Source organism: Candidatus Krumholzibacteriia bacterium, from assembly GCA_035268685.1.
Classification (GTDB): domain Bacteria; phylum Krumholzibacteriota; class Krumholzibacteriia; order JAJRXK01; family JAJRXK01; genus JAJRXK01.
Window position 1 is genome coordinate 1 of record DATFKK010000191.1, and the last position, 18,997, is coordinate 18,997.

The following is an 18,997-nucleotide window of genomic DNA, read 5'->3' on the forward strand; positions in this document are numbered from 1 at the left end:
TGCGCGTGGACAGGTGTCCGCACCCGCGCCCGCGCTGCGGTTCCACCACTCCACCCGCTCGAAGAGCGCCGCCTCATCGCCACGTGTGTGGAACGCGCTCTCGGTCACCAGCGCGTGGACGTGTCGATGGAATTTCGCGGCGAGACTGCCGCAGGTCTGGATGCCGGCGATCGTGCCCACACGCACGCGGCGATCTCCTGCTGCTGTCCTGGGAACACTCCGGCTTCAGCGTGTGGGCCGGCGAGCCCATCCGACCCGGCGACACCGAGCGGCAGGAGCACGTCGCCCGGTACGTCACCCGCGCCCCCGTGCGTCTCGACGCCATCGAGCGCAAGGACCAGGGCACGATCCAAGTCCCGATCCTGACTCGGAGGAACAACCTTCACCCCCCGCCGTTCACGAACGAGCCGGGTGGCTCAGTTTCCGAGCGTTGGGGTGGCTCACTTCTCCGGCGTTGTGAACACGGGCTGAGGGGTCGGTCGCGGCCTTGCCAGGAGTTCGGACTCCGGCGCGTGCATGACTGCGACGACGACCACCCGCTCCTGCCGCACGCGATGGAGAACGAAGTAGGGAAAACGCCGGAAGGCTTCGTCGATCGGCACGTCGGCATCTTCGTCATGGGCCATCTCGTCGAGCCGTCGGTCGAGTTCCTCGATCTGGGCGGGAGTGAGCGGCACGGCATGCCGGTGGCCGGAGAAGGCTGTCCCACAACTCCTCGATGAGGGCGAGGCGCTCTTCTGGCGTCATGGCCTGGATGTCCACACGTCGATCCATGACGAGGGGATGGGGCCGGTGTACGGTCGCGGCAAGTCCGGTGTGCGCGAACGTTACCGCCGCGGAACACCCGCCGACCGCTCGTGGAACCGGGCCTTCAGCGTACCGAAGCTCTGCGCCTCGCCGCGTACGGACTCGAGGATCGACGCGCTCGTCCCCCCCGCCGCGGTCCAACCACAGGGCCAGTCCAGTTCGTCGGTGATGGCGGTCAGGCACACCGCGGCCTCGTCGATCGTGATCGACGTCTCCCCGAACGAATCCACCCGTTCGAACAGCAGGTCGAACCACGCCGGCCCGTCCAAGGGGGTGTCGCCGAAACCTTCGACCGAGGCCGGGTCGCGCCATTCGATCTCCACCACTCCGGGCTCGATCGGCGTCGCCGTGAAGTTCCACGCCGTCAGCGCGGTCGAGAGCAGGACGAGACGCACGAGTGGATAGACGTCGGGTCCCCGGCACGAGGAGAACTCGGCGGAGTAGATCCGGGCCTCGTCCTCGGTGCGAACGGTCAGATCGCGGGCCAGGAGTTCTTCCTCCAAGAGGACGAGTCCGGACGACTCGAGTCCTTCGACACCGACCTCGAGGGCCTCGAGCGTTCCCCCGTCGCGCAGGGCGACGAGATAGACCTCGAAGGGCTGGTTCGCCGACACGCATTCGGCGCCGACGAACACACGAAGCATCAGGGGGCTCCTCGACCTGTGGCCGGATCTGCGAAGGGAGGGAAGGCGCGGAGCGAGCGTACCAGAATTCCCGAGGGGGGGGGCAACCGCTGCCATCCACGAACGAACGCCGCGCCCTGACCCGCGATCACGCGGGATCCGCCAACCAGGCCTCGAGACCCTCCAGCCGGCTCTCGTAGCCACCGACGATGCTTCGGATCGACCCCTCCGGCACGACCGTCGACGTTTCCTCTCTCGCCACCTCGAGAGCGCGCCCGCTCTTCCGGAGCAGACCGCGCGCGACGTCACGGACGAGACCGTCGGGCAGGCCGGCGATGCGTTCCATCTGTTCGAAGTGTCGACCGGCGATCTTGTCGAGAATCGTGTGACGCCGATCGCCGATGGCGAGTGCGAAGCGCACCTGATTCCGGCGGAGTTCACCGCGATCGAAGAGCGGCTGCAGCGACACGACGTCGTACAGCGGCGCCAGACGGAAGCCACCGCGCGGATGCAGGGCGAGACTGAAGTTCTTGGCGTGGACGTCCGTCGCACCGAGCAGCCAGTTCGCAATCACGGCTTCGACGAAGAATCGTTGGTCGTCGGCGGGACGATCGCTCGCCCGAAGTACCCTCGAGATCTCGACGAAGCCGGGCCCTCCGTCGATCTCGTACTTTCGCGCTGGCGGGATGCCGCATGCCTGACAGAGATCCTCCTGCGGTCGCCGGAGCAGACGACCATCGGACGCCCACTGCCGGTCGAACCGCTCCACGACGAGCGCTCGGGTCGTCGCGAAGGTCTCGACGCGCGTCTTTGCCACGGGTAGATCGAGGGCGGCGAGAACACGCAGGCAGAAGTGTTCGTTCTCGACACTGTCGCCCAGGTCGATGCCGTCGGATCGCCGGCCGATCGGGGGCTTCAGGATGTGCGTCGTCGCCGTCGTGCCGCGCGGAAGCTTCCACCGATCTTCGTGCCACAGCAGCGCGGTCTTCTCCTGGGCGCCGGCGAGCGAGATGCGGAAGGCCGCATCCGCGTCGATCCCGAGAGGCTCGCTCCCGAGGTGCTCGAGAATCGACGCGATCTCGTCGTCATCCACCGGGCGTGCGTCGATCGTTCCCGGATCGCCGGGGTCCTCGTCCGCCGGGAGGAATTGCAGGGCGCCGACGCAGTCCCGACCGATCGCGCGCAACAGGTTCAGGACGTCGGTGTCGCGGGTTCCGGTGCGCGTCGCGATGCGCTGCCGCACGCTTTCGTCGTCGGGCAGGAGATTGTCGAAGACCGCATCGACCGCGTCGCCTCTGTGGGGCTCTTCGCGGAGTGGGAGCGACGCGGAGATCGCGAAGGCCTGCTCCCACGTGAGCCAAGAGGGTGCGTAACGGAACTCGAGACGACGGGTCCGGGAGTTCCCGAGCTCGCCGACCGAACGCCCGTTGAGCAAGACGTGCAAGGGCCCCGCCGGATACCGCGGCATCAGAAGAGTTCCTCGAGCGATCGCTCCGCATGGCGGACCCGCGATCGCAACACGAGTTCCAGATCGAGGGCCGCGAGCACGGCGATCACGGTGCTCAGGCGCGTGGCGCCTGCCCCGCCCTCGAGGCTGGAAATCGTCGCTTGCCGCAGACCGGCGCGGCGGCCGAGCTCCTGCTGGGTGAGCCCTGCGCGACGCCGCAGACGCCGGAGGGCGCTGCCGAGCTGCTTTTCGTCACGAAGAGAGGTGTCCATGGCGATCTCCTCGAGCAGACAATACGCTTTGACGTATGCGGCGTCAATATACGCTTTGGCAGTTAGACGAGGAGCATACGGTATCGCGTATATCGCCTGGAGTCCACGGCATGGCGCGCGGCGGTAGGTATCCGCTCGAGAGGGCAGCGCATTGCAGGGTCGACGGAGGCGCACCCCCTGCTCTACCCCCAATGTGGCGTCGAGACGAAAGGTGTCGCCATGATCCAGGACGTCGGCGTCGTCACGGACGGAAGGGGCGAGTGGTGGGGATTGATCCACCTTTTCGCTCGAGCGCTATGAACCCAGACCCGGATTCCTCCTTGGTGCAGCGGCTGAGCTGTCCGAGGAACGGGGTCCACCTCTGCCGCTCGATCGCGGTCAGACCGACGCAGTCGCGATACAGCAACTGCGCCCACGACTGTCCCGCATCCCGGGTCTCCCAGAGTCGGCCACCCTCGCCGTGGGAGATGCCCAACCAGTGCTCGTCGGTCAGACACGCGCTGCCGATGAGGTAGAACGGCCCCTGGAAGGTCGAGTTCATCGTCCAGGAGCCGCCCCCGTCGTCGCTTCGTCCGTGCCCGTTGCCGAACAGGGCGAACACCGTGTCGGGATCGAGCAGGAACACCTCTTGGAGCCCGCCGAACGGGGGCGTGAAGACCTGCGTCCACGTCGCGCCTCCGTCGACGGAGCGGTGGGCAAGACCCTCGCCCACGAGAAAGACCTCGGTGGAACTCTTCCAGAGGTGATGGTGGCCCCGGCCCACGCCGGGGCCCACGTCGTTCCAGGTGATCCCGTCGTCGGTGCTGACCAGCAGCACGCCTGCCTCACCGGTGACGGACACCGCGCCGTCCGTCGTGATTCGTCACGCCGCTGCCCCGATCCGGGCCCCTCCATGTCCCAGAGTGATCAGCCCTCGTCACCCGCTTCCATCGAGAAACGGCACGGCGCAACGATCGGCCACCACCACGACCGCGATCGGGAGCCGGCGTCCGTCCCCCTTTTTCCTGACGGAATCCACGGACTCCCGACGGCTGGAGGGACACACCCGATCCAACGAGGATTCCGCCTTGTCGATGCGCTACACTCCCGCAGTCGCCCCTCCGACCCCCGCCTGCCCATGTCCTCGTTGCCCTCCGACATCACGCGACTCCTCAACCTCGCGGCGCAGGGAGACCATGCGGCGGCCGACGCCGTTCTCCCGGCCGTCGTGCGCGAGCTCCGGGACCTGGCGAACGCCCGTCTCGCACGGCTTCCCGCCGGACAGACGCTGCAGCCGACCGCACTCGTCAACGAGGTCTGGCTCCGCCTGGCCGATGGCGGCGCCACGGAATGGGAGGGCCGCCGGCACTTCTACTTCGTCGCCGCGCGTGCGATGCGCGACGTGCTGGTCGAGGTCGCGCGCCGGAAGGGGGCGGCCAAACGCGGCGGGGAACGCCAGCGCGTCACCATCGACGAGGCCCATCTCGTGATCGAATCTCCCACCGACGACATTGTCGCTCTCGATCGCGCCCTCGAACGTCTCGAGGAGATCGACGCGCAGGGTGTGCAGATCGTCATGCTGCGCTTCTTCACCGGACTCGACGTCGACGAGACCGCGCGCGCCCTCGAGGTGTCCAAGAGCACCGTCGAACGCAAATGGCGTTTCGTGCGCGCGTGGCTGAAGAAGGAACTCGACGCCGGGGACTGAACTCCTTGCCGAGGTCGATCGTGGACCGAGAACGCCATGAACGGCTCGAGGAACTCTTCCACCGGGCCCTCGAAGTGCCCGGGGAGCAGCGCGCCGCCTTTCTCGACGACGTCTGCGGCACCGACACCGCGCTGCGCGCCGAACTCGAGGCTCTGCTCGCCGAGGACGCCGGCGCCGACGAAGTGATCCGCCCCACCGCGATCATCGAGCGCGAGGCGGCGGCACCGGAGACGATCGGTCCCTACCGCGTGATCGAGACGCTCGGCGAGGGCGGATTCGCCACGGTCTACTCTGCCTGGCAGGAGGAGCCGGTCCGTCGCAAGGTCGCGGTCAAGGTGCTCAAGCCGGGACTGGACTCGAAGGCGGTGCTCACACGCTTCGAGGCCGAGCGACAGGTCCTGGCGCGCATGGACCACCCCTCGATCGCGCGCGTCTACGACGCGGGTCGTACCGAGGACGGCCGCCCCTACTTCGTCATGGAGTTGGTCGACGGCCCCGACATCGTCCGCTACGCGGACCACGAACGCCTCGACGTCGAGTCCCGCGTGGTGCTGATGATCGACGTCTGCCGCGCCGTCCAGCACGCCCACCAGAAGGGGATCATCCACCGCGACCTCAAACCCAGGAACGTGCTCGTGACGACGGTCGACGACCGTCCGCTCGTGAAGGTCATCGACTTCGGCATCGCCAAGGCGGTGTCGCCGGACCTGGGGTCGACGTTGGTCTTCACCACGCACGGTCAGTTCGTCGGTACCCCGGAGTACTGCAGCCCCGAGCAGGCCGACCCCGGCAACCTCGACGTCGACACGCGGGCCGACGTCTACTCGCTGGGTGTCCTCGCCTACGAACTCCTCACGGGCACCCTGCCCTTCCCGCGCGAGTCCCTGATGCGAGCCGGTCTGGCCGAGGTGCTGCGCGTCCTCCGCGAGGAGACCCCGCCTCGGCCGAGCACCCGCGTGAGCACCGCGGGCGGCGACCTCGATTCGATCACGTCCTCGAGGAAGACCGACGAGCGCGCGCTCACGCGCCGACTGCGCGGCGAACTCGACTGGATCCTGCTCAAGGCCCTGGAGAAGGAACGTACCCTTCGCTACGAGACCGCGAACGGGCTGGCCATGGATCTACGACGCTTCCTCGACGGCGACGTCGTCCTCGCCGGCCCGCCGAGCGTGGGCTACCGGCTGCGCAAGACCCTGCGGCGCTACCGCGTGGCCGTCACAGTGACGGGCGCGTTCATCGGAGTGCTCGTCGCCTTCGCCGCCGTCATGACGGTACAGGCGCAGCGCATCGCCGTCGCGCGCGACGAGGCCGAGCGCGAGGCCCGCACCGCCGAACGCACGGCGAGCTTCCTGGGCGGTCTCTTCGAGTACTCCGACCCCGGCGAGTCGCGCGGGCGCGTCCTGTCATCGCGGGAACTGCTCGACCTCGGCGCGGAGAAGATCGACGAGGACCTGCAGGACGAGCCGCTCGTGCGGGCGAATCTCCTGGTCACCCTCGGTCAGGTCTACCGCCGGATCGACGAGGCGCCGCGTGCGGTCGACTTCCTGGAGCAAGCCGTCGCCCTGCGCGAGCAACACCTCGGCGACGACGCACTCGAGACGATCTACGCGCGGGCCAGCCTGGTGGGCGCCTACATCGCCGCCGACCGCTTCGGCCACGCGATCCCCCTGGCCGAACGCAACGTCACGGACCAGGCGCGCCTGCGCGGAGCGACGGATCGAAGCGTCCTGCGCGCCCGCCACTCGCTCGCGAATCTGTACCTCGGTGCGAGCCGTGTCGACGACGCGATCGCGTTGTACGGAGAGGTGTGGGAGGTGCGGCGCCGCGTGCTCGGCGACGACGACAAGGACACCCTCTACGCGCAGTACGGCCTCGCCAACGCCCATGTCGAGAACGGGCGCGACGACCTGGCAGAGCCGCTGATGCGCGAAGCACTCGAGCGTCTGCGCGTCGTCCGCGGCGAGGACCACCACAACACGCTCATGATCATGGCCGCGATGGGGCGGCTCGACGCGCGCCAGGGCCGCACCGAACGAGCGATCGCTCTGCTCGAGGAAGCGCTCGCCGGCCAGATCGCTGTGTACGGCGAGGCCAGCTCGGTGGTCCGTGGGACCCGAACGGCACTCGAGAACGTGCGTTCGGGCCGGACGCGGGACTGAAACGCGTCGACCGAACGTCGTCTCGGTGCAGGGTTTCTTCCACGGTGTCGACGCGGTTCTTCAGCATGGATGCTCCCGTCGGGCCCGTCTCGGCCCGCGATCACGATCGTGGCCGCAGAGCGTAGCAGTCCTGAGGGCTTCGGCCAGCCGCACCCAGATCCGGTGAAGGACGGCACCGCCGTTTCACGGCCGAGTAGGTGTCGGCGTCGCCGACGACCGTTCCCCCGTTCCTGCTCGATTCCGGAGTTCCACGGCATGCGAAACCTATTGCTGCTCGCTTTGATCGTTCCCGGGCTGGTCGCCCTCTCCTCCTGCTCCGACGACGACGACCCGACCTCTCCCGGCGAAGGAGGCGGGGGCGACGACACGACGGCGCCCACGCTGGTGTCCTTCAGCCCCGCCGACGGGGCCACCGACGTCGAGCCCGACGCGATCGTCCGCGCGACCTTCAACGAAGCGCTCGATCCCGAGACGGTCGACGAGACGACCTTCGTCCTGCGCCAGGGCGCCGTTCCACTGAGCGGAACGGTGACCGTCGACGGGGCCGAGGTCACCTACGTGCCCGCCGTCGCCCTCGTTCGTGCCCGCTCGCACAACGTGCGCGTGACCACCGACATCACCGATCTCGCCGGCAACCCCATCGCCGAGTTGCAGACCTGGACCTTCGTCGTCCCGGAGGAGGCCGACGCCACCGCGCCCACCGTCACCAGCTTCACGCCCGCCTCCGGGGCGACGGGCGTGGCCGCAGGGACGAACGTCGTCATTCAGTTCTCCGAGGCCATCGATCCGGCCAGCGTGACCTCGACCAGCGTGCGCCTGCTGCGCGGGAGCCAAGCGGTGGGCGCGTCGCGCAGCACGTCGGGATCGACGGTGACTCTCGATCCGTCGTCGGACCTGGCCGGCGAGACGACCTACACCGTCCAGGTCGGCACCGGTGTGCGCGACCTCGCCGGCAACGCCCTCGCGACGGCGCGCACGTGGACGTTCACCACCGCCGACGCCACCGGTCCGACCGTGGTGTCGAACCAGCCCGTGGACACGTCGATCGGTTTCGACATCGACGACCGCGTGCTCGTCCGCTTCAGCGAGCCGGTCCGCCAGTCGTCGGTGAACAACTCGACCTTCGTGGTCCAGGCCGACACCTGGGTCGACGGGACCTTCGAAGCCGTGTTGCCGGGCAACTTCGAGTTCCAGTCCGACGACACCGTCCTGTGGCGACCCCAGCGCGGCCGTCTGCAAGAATTCGAAACGGTCTACACCGTGCGACTGACCGACGGAATCCAGGACCTCGCCGGCAACCCGCTCGCGCCGGCCTCGTTCGTCTTCACGACCACCTTCCTCGACACCGACTACTGGTACCACGTCAAGAACGAACTGCGTGGCGACAGCTTCGCGCTGGGAGTCTTCACCGACACCTACGTCGCCGTGCTCTACCCGACCTCGTCGGACTTCTCGAGCACCTACTGGTACGGCTTCCCCGCGTTCGGGAGCTGGCGGCTGCGCAACAATTTCCTGGGCGACGGCCACTCGCTCGAGGGGTGGGACGGATCCCGGTTGGCGGACATGCAGCCCACCGGGGACTTCACGGGCCAGTACTGGAGCTTCGAGTTCGTGAGCGGCCGGACCTCGCTGCCGACCCCGCCGCAGAACGGCGAGAGCCCGGTGGCCTACCGCTTGCGCACGCAGTTCCAGGGCAGCGATCGGTCCCTGAGCGCGCGGCTCGAGAACGGCAACTACGTCACGCGGATGGAAGACGACTCCAACTACGTGGGCAGCTGGTGGTACCTGGAAAACCGGGGCCGCCGGTCGAAGTGACGTCGTGACGTGCGAGCGTCACGGCCGGATGGAGCGGGTGGTGGGGATCGATTCACCTGATCCCCGTCCGGGCTCACGGGCGGCGCGTCCGCCACGGTCTCTGGCACGGTCGACCCACGAGCTTTCCATGGCTGCCGGCGTTGCCTGTCGAGCCGGCGGCGTGCGAAGACATTCGAAAAGGCTGGGTTCAGGGTTGTCAGTCGGCTGGGGCTGACAAAGGGAAACGTCAGCCTCTGGGGGCTGACATTCGCCGTTGTCATCCGTTGGCGGCTGACAACCCGAAATCCGGCTTTTCGAAGAACGAATTCACCGCCCGACAACACGCGGCGACACCGCACGGCAGCGATCGACACGCGTGGATCCAGCAGATCAGCCGGCCAGCACGGGCAGCACGATCCGCGTCCAGTCCTCCCACGCGCCGTCCTGCGGGGCGTGCAGCGGATCGAGCTCGCGGCGGTCCAACCACTGCACCCGGTAGGGCTCGGCCTGGGCGGTCACCTTCTCGGCGATCTCCCCGGCGTCGAGTCCGGTGGCGTCGAGTGACACGGTGAAGAACACGCCCACGTGGACGCTGCTCACGTCCTCGGCCTCGCTGTTGATGCATCCGCGCTCGACGAGGGCGTCGGGCGCGACGGTGAAACCGGTCTCTTCCTCGAGTTCGCGCAGGCCGGCGGCGTGCAGCAACCCACCGGGCGCGTCGGAGCGGTCCATGGGCTCGATGTGTCCCCCGAAGCCGACCGTCCACAGACCGCCCAGCCGCGTCTCGCTGTGCTTCGCCTGCCGCTGGTAGGCGAGCACGCGGTCGCCGAGGGTGAGCGCGACGTAGGGGATCAACTGCTTGAAGTGCGAGCAGCGTTCCATGTAGTCGCGCTCGGCGAAGAAGCCGTGGCGGTCGACCACGTCGAGGTCGATGGTGTCGAGCGGCAGGAAGCCCTGCGGCGACAGCCCCGGGAACAGCAGCTTGCGATCGATCACGAGGACGAACTTCATCCGATCTCTCCCGGCGTCCAGTAGTGCTCGCGGTTCTGGCGGTAGAACTCGACCGTTCTCGCCAGGCCGTCCTCCATCTCGACCTCGGGCTGCCATCCCGTGGCCCGCGTGAACTTCGAGTAGTCGGCCACGTAGTCGCCCGTCTCGATCGCCTTGCGGTCGTCGGGCCAGGGCGCGAGCTCGAGCGATCCGCTCTGCGCGTACTCGATCACCATCTCCGTGGCCTCGCGCAGCGTGCGCGGTTTGCCGCTGCCCAGGTTGAAGGCTTCGCCGTTGCAGGTGTCGGGGTTCGCGCCGGCCAGCAGGAAGGCCCGCACGGCGTCGTCCACGTAGTTGTAGTCGCGCTTCTGGCTGCCGTCGCCGTAGAGCTTGATGGTCTGGCCGTCCATGGCCAGGCGGATGAACCAGTTCAGGATGCCGTACTTGGCGTGGCGCATCTGGTGACGCGGGCCGTAGCAGTTGTTCACGCGCAGGCTGCAGAAGGGCATCTGGTAGGCGCGGTTGTAGACGAAGCCGTATCCCTCGGCCGCGACCTTGTTCACGCCGTAGATGTCGGTGGGCTGCATGCGGTGCGACTCGTCGACCGGCACGTGCTCGAGCACCCCGTACTGGCCGCGCGTGCCGGCGTAGATCACGTAGCACTCGGGATTGTGCCGGCGCACGGCCTCGTACACCACCATGTTGCCGCGGCAGTTGACGTCGATGTCCCAGAAGGGATCGGTCATCGAATCGACGTGGCTGGTCTGCATGCCGATGTGGAACAGGAGGTCCTGTCCCTTCACCAGGTGATCCATGGCGTCGGCATCGCGGATGTCGCAGACGTTCACGCGCACGCGGTCGCGCACCGGCGCCAGATTGTGGTCGTTGGCGCCGAACATGTGGAAGTGGTTGTCGACCACGGTGACGTCGCAGCCGAGTTCGACGAGCTCGATGGCCAGGCTGCTGCCGAGGCAGCCGAGCCCACCGGTGACGAGGGCACGCTTGCCGGCGTAGGCGTCGCGGAGGTCGGTCATGGTGCTGGATCCAGGGTTCGGGGGCGAGACGGAACGAGGGCGCGGCGGCCCGGAGGCGCCACGGTCCGGGGAGTCTAGCGGTCGGGCGACCATGTGGCCACCGGTGCCCTCGTCGCCGCGGCCGAGCCGTGGTAGGGTGCCGCCGACCCGCAGCCGTGGAGCCACCATGAGGATCCAGGAGACCGACGACCGCCTGCTGATCTCCCTCTCCCGCGGAGAAGACGTCCCGGCGTCGATCACGCGCGCCCTCGTCGAGCGCGAGGTCGGCCACGCGTGGATCCAGGCCATCGGTGCGATCGAGCAGGTGACGATCGGCGCCTACGACCTCGAGCGCCGCGAGTACCTGCGCGAGGAACTCCAGGGAGGCTGGGAGGTGCTGTCGATCAACGGCAACTTCGGCTGGGCCGACGGCGAGCCCGTCCTGCACGCCCACGCCATGCTCAGCGACCTGCAGAACCACGTGCGCGGGGGACACCTGTTCGCGGCGAAGGTCCACGTCACCCTCGAGGTCGTGGCCTTCACCGGCGCCGCCCGCCTCGAGCGCGGCTACGAGGACGCGGTCGGCCTGAAGACCTGGGAACTCCCCCACGAGGCCTGATGTTCACGCCCGACCAGATCGAAGAACTGCTCGCCACCCTGCACGCCCCGGTCACCGACTTCGACTGCGGCACCCTTTGCGCACCCGACAACGACGACGTGCCGATCTGCTGCGACCGCGACCGCGTGGTGCCGGTGCTGTTCCGGAGCGAGTACTCCCTGCTGCGCGAACGCAGCGACCTGTGGCGGCCCTTCCGCGCGCGCACCGAACAGCAGAAGACCCTGCGCGAGGACATGCGCGCCTGCGACCGCCTGTGCGAGTGCAAGGGCGTGGCCCACTGCGAGCGCGACAACCGCTCGCTGGCCTGCCGCACCTTCCCCTTCGAACCCTACCTCGACCACGACGGACAGCTCGCCGGCCTGGTCTGGAACTACGATTTCGAGGGGATCTGTCCACTGGTCGCCGCGAAGTACGCCATCCGCGCCGACTACATCGACCAGTGCCTGCGCATGTGGGACCAGGCCTTCGCGTGGAGCGAGCACGAGTGGGAGTTCCACTTCGGACACTCCGAGTCGCTGCGCCGCAGCTTCGGACAGAAGCGGCGGCCGATTCCGGTGTTCACACGCGACGGGATCGTGGAGATGCCCACCCGGCGCGAAGCCGGCTAGTCGTCGCCGAACAGCGCCTTCATGGCGCCCCAGGTGGCTGTGTCGGCCAGGACGACGAAGCGGCGGGACCTCCGCCCCGCCGCTCACCGGATCTCGCGGTTGCGATGCGATCTACTCCGCGCCGAACAGCGCCTTCATGAGGCTCCAGGTCGACTCGTCGGTGTCGACGATGCCGTCGCAATCGCTGTCGGCCGCGTCGTAGGCGCCGTCGCCGTCGTTGTCCAGACCCTGGCCGTCGCCGTCCCAGTCCTCACCGCCGTTGGTCGGATCGAGACGGCAGGTGTTCACCACGCTGCTGCGACCCTCGGTGTAGAAGAACGGCAGGACGTTCTCGCCCTCGCTCGTGCCGATGACACCGGTGTGGCACGGTCCGCAGAAGCTGTCACCGTGCACGGTGGCCAGACCCGCGACCTCGTGACAGCCATTGCACGAGTACTCGGCGTAGTTCGCGCTCTCGTTCGTGCGGAGCGGATCGGAAACACTGGCCGCGTGGCAGTCCTGACAACTGTTGATGTTGTCGATGTGCAGCGAATGCAGCGACGGGGAACCGTCGCGGAATCCGCTGTGACAAGTAAGACATTCGTCGACCGCCCCCCAACCGAAGGCCGACTCGGCGCCGATGCCGACGAACGACATCGCCACGAAGAGAACGAAGAGGTTTCGGGCGCATTGCTTCACGATGGATCACCCCATGAGCAGGAGGAAGTGTCGATCCACGCTCCCGGGGACCGGGCGTACGTATCTCGGACTCGTTTCGAAGCTATCACATCCACGCGCGAGCTCCCGGAACGATGTCTGTGAAAGTGTGATCCCGTCCCCGATAGTGGAGTTCCGCACGTTATCCTGGCGAACCCCCGTTCTCGCTCCCGACCCATCCCTGCCCGATCGCACGGAGGTGACCCACCGTGTCGGACTCCGACATCGAACTCACCGGTTCCCAGAAGTCCACCATCGACAGCTTGCTGAAGGGAGAAGCACCCATCGCGCCGCCCGACTGGCTGAAGGCCCGCAGCGTGGTCGACCACGCCAGCGAGGTGCGCCGCGCCGAATCCGACCCCGACACCTTCTGGGCGGAGAAGGCCGACGCGCTCCACTGGGAGACCAAGTGGAACGAAGTGCTGCGCTTCGACCCTCCGCACCACCAGTGGTTCGTGGGTGGACGTCTGAACGCCACCGTGAGCTGCATCGACCGCCACGTGTACTCCGACCGGCGCAACAAGGCGGCGCTGATCTGGGTGAGCGAGGACGGCGACGAGCGCACCTATACCTACAATCGCCTGTACCGCGAGGTGAATCGCTTCGCGAACGCCCTGCGCGGCCTCGGGGTGGGACGCGGCGACCGCGTGATCCTGTACATGCCCCTGGTCCCGGAAGGGATCATCACCATGTTGGCGTGCGCACGCATCGGCGCGATCCACTCGGTGGTCTACGCGGGCATGGGCACGCAGGCGCTCAAGGCGCGAATCCAGGACGCCGGCGCCAAGGTCGTGGTGTGCAGCGACGCGACGTTCCGGCGGGGCAAGGCGATTCCCCTGAAGCCCGCCGTCGACGAGGCCGTCCGCGACCTCACCGAGGTCGAGCACGTGATCGTGCACCGGCGCGGCAGCAAACCCGGCGACGAAGAGGTGGAGTTCGAGAGCGAGCGCGAACACGACTGGTACGACGTCCAGGGACCGCACGCGATCCACTGCCCGCCCGAGATCGTCGACAGCGAGCACCCGCTGTTCGTCCTCTACACGAGCGGCACCACCGGGAAGCCGAAGGGCGTCGTGCACGCCACCGGCGGCTATCTCACCGGCGTGAACTACCTGAGCCGCGCCTACTACCAGATCGAGGACCGCGACATCTACTGGAGCACCAGCGACATCGGCTGGATCGTGGGCCACAGCTTCATCGTGTACGGTCCGCTGTCGGTCGGGGCCACGGTGCTCGTGCGCGAGGGCGTGCCCGACTACCCGAACCCCGACGTCACCTGGGAGTTGTGCGAGCGCTTCGGCGTGAACCTCATGTTCACCGCGCCCACCGCGCTGCGCATGTGGATGAGCCACGGGGCCGAGGCGGTCGACAAGTACGATCTCACGCGCCTGCGGCTGGTCGCGTGCGCCGGCGAGCCGCTGAATCCCGAGGCGCATCGCTGGGCGCAGGAACACCTCGTGGGCCAGAGCGACGGCATGGTCGTCGACAACTGGTGGCAGACCGAGATCGCTGCCCCCGTGCTCGGCACCCTGCCGAGCTTCGAGGCCCGCCTGGGCAAGGTCGGCAAGCCCATGCCCGGCGTGGCCGCGGACGTGGTCGACCGCGAGGGCAACCCCACACCCGCCAACGAGGGCGGCCGCCTCGTGATCCGGCGCCCGCTTCCCTACATGCTGCGAACGGTCTGGAACGACGACGATCGCTACCGGGAGTACTGGAACCAGATCACCGTGGACGGACAGCCGGTGTACACCGCCGGCGACGTCGCCGTGCACGACGAGGACGGCTGGTTCGCGGTGCTCGGCCGGATGGACGACGTGATGAACGTCGCCGGCCACCGCATCGGCACGGCCGACGTCGAAGGCTCCCTGCTGCGCCATCCGTCCGTGGCCGAGAGCGCCGTCGTGGGCCTTCCCGACGAGGTGAAGGGCGAACGGATCAAGGCCTTCGTCGTGCTCGAGGCCGATGCCTCCTCGGGTGCCGGTCTGCTGGGATCGCTGCGCGACCACGTCCGCGAGGACCTCGGACCGATCGCCACGCCGAGCGAGATCGAGATCCGCGACTCGTTGCCGAAGACGCGGTCGGGCAAGATCGTGCGGCGCCTGCTGCGGGCCGAGTCGCTGGGCGAGGATCCGGGAGACCTGAGCACGCTCGCGGACTGATCCGGCCTCGCGGACCGCTCCGGACGGGGCAGCACGATTTCGATGTTGCCCCGTCCGCGTGCGCCCGGTGACCCTCGTTCCCGGGTTCCGAAACGCCTCCCGGGAAAGGCCGGTCCACGATGGGTCGTACCCTCGTCCTGATCGCCGTCGTCGCGCTGTCCTGCGCTCCCGCCACGGCCAACGACACCACCTACGAACTCGATCCCCTGTTCACGCTCGGCCTCGACGACGAGATCCTGCTGGGACGTCCGGTGGACGTGGCCCTGCACCCCGACGGATCGCTGCTGGTGCTCGACCAGCAGTTGTCCCACCTCCTGGTCGTCGACACCGACGGCACCGTTCTGCGCGAGATCGGGCGCGAAGGTCAGGGCCCGGGAGAACTGACCATGCCCTTCGACCTGCACCTCGAGCCCGACGGCACGATCGCCGTGGCGCAGACGCCACCGGCGCATCTCGAGCGCTTCGGCGTGGACGGATCGGTCCTCGAATCCACGCCGCTCGAGCTCGGAGCCGGATTGCGGATTCCCGTCCGCCTGCATCGTCACGACGATGCGCTGGTCCTCGAGATGTCGCTCGTCGAGATCGAGGGGCAGTCGGTCACGCAGGCGACGCAGCTCGGGATCCTCGATCCCACGACCGGAGACCTGCGGACGCTCGCGCGGCACGCCACCGAGATCGACATGGTCAAGTCGGTGGTCCGCGAGGGCGAAACGTCGCCCTTCAACGAGGCGTGGACGGCCACGCCGACCGGAGCCGTCGTGTGGGCGAGCGATCGCATCGAGTACGACGTGCGGCGCCGCGATCCGGTGAGCGGAGAGGTCGTCACGCTCACGCGTCCCGGCTACGAACCGCGCCTGCGCTCGGACGCGCGGAAGCAGGAGATGATCGAGGCCAGCGAGTCCGCCATGGAACGGGCCGGTACGGGCCTGCGCATGCGCTTCGTGCCGACCGACGAGGCTCCCTACGTCGAGGGCATCCTCGCCCGGCCCGACGATTCGGTGTGGGTTCGACGCTCTCCCCGCAGCCTGCCGGACTTCGAGGAGGACGACGCCGTCGAGAGCATCGTGTTCGACCGCTTCGACGCGGGCGGCACCTTCGTGGGCGAGGTCCGGATCGGCGCGCCGGCCTGGATCGCCGATGCTCGCGTGTTCCTGTTCGACGACCTGCTCGTGGCGATCCACGTGCCCACCGAGGGCGGCGACGACGATCCGCTCCGGCCGGTGACGGTGGACGCGTTCAGGCTTCGGCAGACGTCGTAGTCACCTCCGTCCGTCCCAGCAGCTTCGCGTTGATCGCCACGATCACCGTGGAGATCGACATGAGCAGCGCGCCGACGGCCGGCGAGAGCATGATCCCCGCCCAGGCCAGCACCCCGGCGGCGAGCGGGATCGCCACGATGTTGTAGCCGCTCGCCCACCACAGGTTCTGCACCGTCTTGCGGTAGGTGGCCTGCGCCAGATCCATGATCTTGGGCACGTCGCGGGGATCGGAACGGACCAGGACCACGTCGGCCGACTCGATCGCGACGTCGGTCCCCGCGCCGATGGCCACACCCAGATCGGCGGTGGCGAGCGCGGGGGCGTCGTTCACGCCGTCGCCGACCATGGCCACGCGCAGACCACGGTCGCGGACCTCCTCGATCTTCTCGGCCTTCTCGTCGGGCAGGACCTCGGCGAAGACGTCGTCGAGCCCGAGCTCCTTCGCCACGGACTTCGCCACTGCCTCGCTGTCGCCGGTGATCATCATGACCTCGAGGCCCAGTTCGCGCAGACGATCGATCGCCGCCCGCGACTCCTCCCGCACCAGGTCGGCCAGGGCGATCGCGCCCACGGGCTCGTCGGCCGACAGCACGTGCACCACGGTGTGGCCCTGCTCCCGCGCGTCGCGCAGGGCGTCGTCGTCGACCTCGATCCCGTTCTCCTCGAGATAGCCGGGGCTGACCACCTTCACGGTTTCGCCGTCGACGTCGGCCTGGGCCCCCTTGCCCGGAATCGCCTCGAAGTCACTCGCCTCGTGGAGCTCGAGTTCACGCTCCTGCGCGGCCTCGACGATGCCCTCGCCGATCGGATGCTCGGAGTGCGACTCCAGGCTCGCGGCCAACGTCAGCACCCGTTCCTCGGAGGCGTCGCCGAAGGGAATCACCTGCTGCACGCCGAAACGGCCCTGGGTCAGGGTGCCGGTCTTGTCGAAGACCACGGCGTCGAGATCGCGCGCCCGCTCGAAGGCCGAGCGGTTGCGCACCAGGAGTCCGTGCCTGGCCGACAGCGTGGTCGACACCGCCACCACCAGCGGAATGGCCAGCCCCAGCGCGTGCGGGCAGGTGATGACCATGACCGTGACCATGCGCGCCAGGGAGAACTGGAAGTCGCGCCCGATGGTCAGCCATGCCGCCAGCGTGATCGCGCCCGCCCCCAACGCGACGAAGGTCAACCACATGGCCGCGCGGTCGGCGAGGTCCTGCGATCGCGATCGCGACTGCTGCGCCTCGCGCACCATGTCGACGACCTGCGAGAGATAGGTGTCCTCGCCCGTCTTCTCGACCGCCACGGTGATCGTCGACTCGCCGTTGACCGAGCCCCCGATCACCGTGTCCTCCTCACCCTTCTCCACCGGCTCGCTCTCGCCGGTGAGCATCGACTCGTCGATGCGCGTCCGGCCCTCGACCACGGTGCCGTCGATCGGGATCTTCCCGCCCGGCTTCACCCGCACGTGGTCGCCGGCCTCGAGTTCGGTGATCTCGACCTCTTCGGTCTCCCCGCCCGGCTTCACCCGCAGTGCCGTCGAGGGCATGAGTTCGATCAGCTCCTCCAGAGCACCGGACGCGCTCTGGACCGATCGCATCTCGATCCAGTGGCCCAGGAGCATGACCACGATCAGCGTCGCCAGCTCCCAGAAGAAGACCTTGCCCGCGAGTCCGAAGACCACGGCCGACGAATAGACGTAGGCCACGGCGATCGCGAGGGCGATCAGGGTCATCATTCCCGGTTGCAGTTCGCGCAGCTCACCGACCAGTCCGGTGAGGAAGGGCCAACCGCCGTAGAAGAACACCACCGTCGACACGGCGAAGACCACGTACGAATCGCCGGTGAAGTCCAGAGCACCCTCGATCCCGAGGAACGACTGGATCAACGGCGACAGCAACAGGATCGGGATCGACAGGACCAGTGAGATCCAGAAGCGCCGCCGGAAGTCGGCGATCATCGCGGAGTGGTCGTGTCCGCCGTGCTCGGAGTGTTCCGACGAGCCCTGGTCGCTCTCGTTCGCAGCAGCGTCTTCGGTGTGGGCATGGGCCATGGGAGCTTTCCCTCCTGGAGGCGCGCGGTGCGTGGCCCCGCGCGGACGTGGCCTGCGCGCTCCAACCCCGCCAGGCTAGGCATTCCCGGAATCCGGGAGCACCCAGGAATGCCCCACCACGGGCTCCGTGGGCTCCCGAAACGGCGCAGCCGCGGTGACCATCGGTGGAATCGGGAACATCCCGCTGAATCCGACCACCGGTCGGCGTCGAAACGGGTGTGTGTCGGCGGCGGAACCGTCGCCCCGCACGCCCCCCCTCCCGGAGCAATCATGAATCACTTCGTGCGCGGTCTCTGCGCCGCCCTCGCCATTGCCTTCGTCGTCACCATCGCCGCCGGTCCGGCGCTCGCCCACGACCACAAGGGCTACGGCAAGGAGAAGCAGAAGAACATCGTCGAGACCGCCATCGCCGCCGACGGCTTCGAGACGCTCGTCGCCGCCGTCAAGGCCGCCGGACTCGTCGAGGCCCTGTCGGGCGAGGGTCCCTTCACCGTGTTCGCCCCGACCGACGCCGCCTTCGCCGCGCTACCCGAGGGCACGCTCGAGACCCTGCTGAAGCCCGAGAACAAGGACCAGCTCGTCTCGATCCTCACCTATCACGTCGTTCCCGCGAAGGTGCCGGCCGAGGTCGCCGTCACCCTCGACGAGGGCGAGACCCTGAACGGCCAGAAGGTCAGCCTGGAGTTCGACGGTGAGACGCTGACCGTCGACGGCGCCAAGGTCGTCAAGAGCGACATCATGGCGAGCAACGGTGTGATCCACGTGATCGACAAGGTCATCCTGCCGGGTTCCGGGCAGAGCAGCCGCTGAACCGAACACCACGACACCA

The 18,997-nt window shown here is 68.2% G+C and carries 18 protein-coding genes; 9 read left to right on the forward strand and 9 right to left on the reverse strand.

Going from position 1 to position 18,997, the window contains the following annotated elements; genetic code table 11:
- Window positions 1-186, reverse strand: a 186-nt coding sequence (locus VKA86_18445; protein HKK73185.1) for a hypothetical protein, incomplete at its 3' end; no start/stop codon positions are given.
- A gap of 326 nt (window positions 187-512) precedes the next feature.
- Between VKA86_18445 and VKA86_18450 the strand changes: the two genes are divergently transcribed.
- Window positions 513-722 carry a hypothetical protein gene (locus tag VKA86_18450; protein HKK73186.1) on the forward strand — a complete coding sequence of 70 codons (210 nt, stop codon included), beginning with the start codon at window positions 513-515 and terminating at the stop codon, window positions 720-722.
- 105 nt (window positions 723-827) lie between these two features.
- On the opposite strand, the gene VKA86_18455 is transcribed toward VKA86_18450, so the two are convergent.
- The 4 genes from VKA86_18455 to VKA86_18470 all read right to left on the reverse strand — a co-directional run bounded on the left by VKA86_18455 (window position 828) and on the right by VKA86_18470 (window position 3,990).
- Window positions 828-1,451, reverse strand: coding sequence for a hypothetical protein (locus tag VKA86_18455; GenBank protein HKK73187.1), 624 nt, complete (start codon window positions 1,449-1,451; stop codon window positions 828-830).
- A 127-nt stretch (window positions 1,452-1,578) separates the two neighbouring features.
- Window positions 1,579-2,898 (reverse strand): type II toxin-antitoxin system HipA family toxin, encoded by a 1,320-nt coding sequence (locus tag VKA86_18460; protein HKK73188.1) that lies wholly within the window; start codon window positions 2,896-2,898, stop codon window positions 1,579-1,581.
- Window positions 2,898-3,149 carry a helix-turn-helix domain-containing protein gene (locus VKA86_18465; GenBank protein HKK73189.1) on the reverse strand — a complete coding sequence of 84 codons (252 nt, stop codon included), beginning with the start codon at window positions 3,147-3,149 and terminating at the stop codon, window positions 2,898-2,900. Before VKA86_18465 ends, VKA86_18460 begins: the two co-directional genes overlap by 1 nt.
- A gap of 241 nt (window positions 3,150-3,390) precedes the next feature.
- On the reverse strand, window positions 3,391-3,990 hold the full coding sequence (locus tag VKA86_18470; protein ID HKK73190.1) for a hypothetical protein: 600 nt from the start codon (window positions 3,988-3,990) through the stop codon (window positions 3,391-3,393).
- Window positions 3,991-4,266: 276 nt separating this feature from the next.
- On the opposite strand from VKA86_18470, the gene VKA86_18475 reads away from it, so the two are divergent.
- The 3 genes from VKA86_18475 to VKA86_18485 all read left to right on the forward strand — a co-directional run bounded on the left by VKA86_18475 (window position 4,267) and on the right by VKA86_18485 (window position 8,810).
- The gene (locus VKA86_18475) at window positions 4,267-4,836 is read left to right on the forward strand and encodes an ECF-type sigma factor (GenBank protein ID HKK73191.1); all 570 of its coding nucleotides are present in this window, start codon (window positions 4,267-4,269) and stop codon (window positions 4,834-4,836) included.
- A gap of 20 nt (window positions 4,837-4,856) precedes the next feature.
- The gene (locus VKA86_18480) at window positions 4,857-6,995 is read left to right on the forward strand and encodes a serine/threonine-protein kinase (GenBank protein HKK73192.1); all 2,139 of its coding nucleotides are present in this window, start codon (window positions 4,857-4,859) and stop codon (window positions 6,993-6,995) included.
- Window positions 6,996-7,250: 255 nt separating this feature from the next.
- Window positions 7,251-8,810, forward strand: a complete 1,560-nt coding sequence (locus VKA86_18485; protein HKK73193.1) for an Ig-like domain-containing protein — start codon at window positions 7,251-7,253, stop codon at window positions 8,808-8,810.
- 369 nt (window positions 8,811-9,179) lie between these two features.
- On the opposite strand, the gene VKA86_18490 is transcribed toward VKA86_18485, so the two are convergent.
- Both VKA86_18490 and VKA86_18495 read right to left on the reverse strand, forming a co-directional pair.
- The gene (locus VKA86_18490; GenBank protein ID HKK73194.1) at window positions 9,180-9,800 is read right to left on the reverse strand and encodes an NUDIX domain-containing protein; all 621 of its coding nucleotides are present in this window, start codon (window positions 9,798-9,800) and stop codon (window positions 9,180-9,182) included.
- A complete protein-coding gene (locus tag VKA86_18495; GenBank protein HKK73195.1) occupies window positions 9,797-10,813 on the reverse strand; it encodes an NAD-dependent epimerase/dehydratase family protein in 1,017 nt (338 codons plus the stop codon). Before VKA86_18495 ends, VKA86_18490 begins: the two co-directional genes overlap by 4 nt.
- A gap of 166 nt (window positions 10,814-10,979) precedes the next feature.
- Between VKA86_18495 and VKA86_18500 the strand changes: the two genes are divergently transcribed.
- Together VKA86_18500 and VKA86_18505 are read left to right on the forward strand one after the other, a co-directional pair.
- Window positions 10,980-11,411, forward strand: a complete 432-nt coding sequence (locus VKA86_18500; GenBank protein ID HKK73196.1) for a PPC domain-containing DNA-binding protein — start codon at window positions 10,980-10,982, stop codon at window positions 11,409-11,411.
- Window positions 11,411-12,019 carry a hypothetical protein gene (locus VKA86_18505; protein ID HKK73197.1) on the forward strand — a complete coding sequence of 203 codons (609 nt, stop codon included), beginning with the start codon at window positions 11,411-11,413 and terminating at the stop codon, window positions 12,017-12,019. The genes VKA86_18500 and VKA86_18505 overlap by 1 nt, the downstream gene beginning before the upstream one ends.
- A gap of 111 nt (window positions 12,020-12,130) precedes the next feature.
- Here the strand turns inward: VKA86_18505 and VKA86_18510 are convergent, their stop codons facing one another.
- On the reverse strand, window positions 12,131-12,697 hold the full coding sequence (locus VKA86_18510) for a cytochrome c3 family protein (protein ID HKK73198.1): 567 nt from the start codon (window positions 12,695-12,697) through the stop codon (window positions 12,131-12,133).
- Window positions 12,698-12,924: 227 nt separating this feature from the next.
- Between VKA86_18510 and acs the strand changes: the two genes are divergently transcribed.
- Together acs and VKA86_18520 are read left to right on the forward strand one after the other, a co-directional pair.
- The gene (gene acs, locus VKA86_18515; protein ID HKK73199.1) at window positions 12,925-14,874 is read left to right on the forward strand and encodes an acetate--CoA ligase; all 1,950 of its coding nucleotides are present in this window, start codon (window positions 12,925-12,927) and stop codon (window positions 14,872-14,874) included.
- 119 nt (window positions 14,875-14,993) lie between these two features.
- Window positions 14,994-16,133, forward strand: a complete 1,140-nt coding sequence (locus tag VKA86_18520) for a 6-bladed beta-propeller (protein HKK73200.1) — start codon at window positions 14,994-14,996, stop codon at window positions 16,131-16,133.
- Here VKA86_18520 and VKA86_18525 read toward each other — a convergent pair.
- A complete protein-coding gene (locus VKA86_18525; GenBank protein ID HKK73201.1) occupies window positions 16,111-18,075 on the reverse strand; it encodes a heavy metal translocating P-type ATPase in 1,965 nt (654 codons plus the stop codon). The two genes, VKA86_18520 and VKA86_18525, sit on opposite strands and share 23 nt — an antisense overlap.
- Window positions 18,076-18,438: 363 nt before the next feature.
- Here VKA86_18525 and VKA86_18530 point away from each other — a divergent pair, with 363 nt between their 5' ends.
- Window positions 18,439-18,978, forward strand: a complete 540-nt coding sequence (locus VKA86_18530; protein HKK73202.1) for a fasciclin domain-containing protein — start codon at window positions 18,439-18,441, stop codon at window positions 18,976-18,978.
- Window positions 18,979-18,997: the final 19 nt, after the last annotated feature.

What these genes read in the sequence shown, in the direction of transcription:
- VKA86_18465 (HKK73189.1), bottom strand. Translation starts at nt 3,149, where the DNA reads ATGGACACCTCTCTTCGTGACGAAAAGCAGCTCGGCAGCGCCCTCCGG.
- VKA86_18490 (HKK73194.1), bottom strand. Translation starts at nt 9,800, where the DNA reads ATGAAGTTCGTCCTCGTGATCGATCGCAAGCTGCTGTTCCCGGGGCTG.
- VKA86_18455 (HKK73187.1), bottom strand. Translation starts at nt 1,451, where the DNA reads ATGCTTCGTGTGTTCGTCGGCGCCGAATGCGTGTCGGCGAACCAGCCC.
- VKA86_18505 (HKK73197.1), top strand. Translation starts at nt 11,411, where the DNA reads ATGTTCACGCCCGACCAGATCGAAGAACTGCTCGCCACCCTGCACGCC.
- VKA86_18485 (HKK73193.1), top strand. Translation starts at nt 7,251, where the DNA reads ATGCGAAACCTATTGCTGCTCGCTTTGATCGTTCCCGGGCTGGTCGCC.
- VKA86_18520 (HKK73200.1), top strand. Translation starts at nt 14,994, where the DNA reads ATGGGTCGTACCCTCGTCCTGATCGCCGTCGTCGCGCTGTCCTGCGCT.
- VKA86_18500 (HKK73196.1), top strand. Translation starts at nt 10,980, where the DNA reads ATGAGGATCCAGGAGACCGACGACCGCCTGCTGATCTCCCTCTCCCGC.
- VKA86_18460 (HKK73188.1), bottom strand. Translation starts at nt 2,898, where the DNA reads ATGCCGCGGTATCCGGCGGGGCCCTTGCACGTCTTGCTCAACGGGCGT.
- VKA86_18495 (HKK73195.1), bottom strand. Translation starts at nt 10,813, where the DNA reads ATGACCGACCTCCGCGACGCCTACGCCGGCAAGCGTGCCCTCGTCACC.
- VKA86_18525 (HKK73201.1), bottom strand. Translation starts at nt 18,075, where the DNA reads ATGATCGCCGACTTCCGGCGGCGCTTCTGGATCTCACTGGTCCTGTCG.
- VKA86_18530 (HKK73202.1), top strand. Translation starts at nt 18,439, where the DNA reads ATGAATCACTTCGTGCGCGGTCTCTGCGCCGCCCTCGCCATTGCCTTC.
- VKA86_18475 (HKK73191.1), top strand. Translation starts at nt 4,267, where the DNA reads ATGTCCTCGTTGCCCTCCGACATCACGCGACTCCTCAACCTCGCGGCG.